This is a genomic window from Peribacillus sp. P4_C12 (assembly GCF_056402095.1).
Map to the genome: position 1 here is coordinate 1 of NZ_JBFUIB010000663.1, position 1,742 is coordinate 1,742.

Here is a 1,742-nt window from a genome sequence, read left to right on the forward strand (position 1 = left end):
GGTAACTATCACCCTCATGGAGATTCTTCGGTTTACGAGGCGATGGTACGGATGAGCCAGGACTGGAAGTTGCGTAAAGTCATGGTCCAAATGCACGGAAACAACGGTAGTATTGATGGAGATCCGCCTGCTGCAATGCGATATACAGAAGCAAGGCTTTCATCAATTGCATCTGAGATGTTACGTGATATTGAAAAACGAACTGTTGATTTTGTCCCGAATTTTGATGATACCTCAGAAGAACCTATCGTATTACCTGCGATGTTCCCTAATTTACTTGTTAACGGCTCGACAGGAATTTCTGCAGGCTATGCAACGGAAATCCCTCCGCATCAATTAGGTGAGGTCATTGATGCTGCTATAATGCGAATTGATAATCCAGAAGCAACAGTAGCAGAATTAATGACGGTTATTAAAGGTCCGGATTTCCCTACAGGTGGTATCATTCAAGGAATTGAAGGTATCCGTAAAGCCTATGAAACAGGTAAAGGGAAAATCATAATTCGTGGCTTGGCTGAAGTGGAAACAATCCGTGGTGGTAAACAGCAAATCGTCATCACTGAAATCCCTTATGAAGTCAATAAAGCGAACCTTGTTAAGAAAATGGATGAATTCCGTCTTGATCGGAAAGTAGAAGGTATCGCAGAAGTACGTGATGAAACTGATCGTACAGGTTTACGTATTGTAATTGAACTGAAAAAAGAAGCAGATGCAAATGGTGTCCTGCATTATTTATACAAAAATTCAGATCTTCAAATTGCATACAATTTTAATATGGTCGCGATTTATAAAAAACGACCAACGTTAATGAGCCTTCCAAAAATGCTCGATGCGTATATCAATCATCGTAAAGAAGTAATTGTGAACCGTTCCCGTTATGAATTGCAAAAAGCACATGACAGGGCACATATTGTCGATGGTTTAATGAAAGCACTGTCCATTTTAGATGAAGTTATTGCTGTCATCCGTGCGTCTAAAGACAAACGTAATGCTAAAGATAACCTTATCGCTAAATTTTCTTTTACAGAAGCCCAAGCAGAAGCTATTGTATCCTTACAATTATACCGCTTAACAAACACAGATATTACGGCTCTTGAAGAAGAGGCAGCGGAGTTGAACAGTAAAATTGAGGAATTGACCAAAATCCTAGGTAGTGAAAGGGTACTTCTCCAAGTAATAAAAAAAGAATTAAGATTCATTAAAAAAGGGTTTGATGACGGACGCCGCTCTAAAATTGAGAAAGAGATTGAAGAAATCAAAATCAATCTTGAAGTCTTGATCGCGAGTGAAGACGTTATGGTGACAGTGACGAAAGAAGGATATGTCAAACGGACGTCCTTACGATCGTATTCAGCATCAGGCGGGCTTGATTTTGGCATGAAAGATTCCGATCGAATGCTCCAGCGGCTGGAAATGAATACAACAGACGTTCTGTTGCTGTTTACTTCCAAAGGTAATTACCTTTATTGTCCAGTTCATCAGCTTCCTGATATTCGCTGGAAGGAAACCGGCCAGCATATCGCGAACATCATTCCTATTGATCGAGAAGAACAAATCATAAAAGCGATTCCAATCAAAGACTTTACCCTGCCGCAATTCTTAGTGTTCGTCACGAAAAACGGTATGGTGAAAAAGACTGAACTAGCTTCCTATAAAGCACAGCGGCATTCGAAACCGCTAGTTGGTGTCAATTTAAAGGGCGATGATGAATTGGTTGATGTCCATCATACAGATGGTCAGGC

The 1,742-nt window shown here is 40.4% G+C and carries 1 protein-coding gene; it reads left to right on the top strand.

The window, feature by feature from the left end:
• The coding region (parC, locus tag AC1DUW_RS27755; protein WP_477644044.1) for a DNA topoisomerase IV subunit A at window positions 1–1,742 on the top strand (1,742 nt) is incomplete at both ends.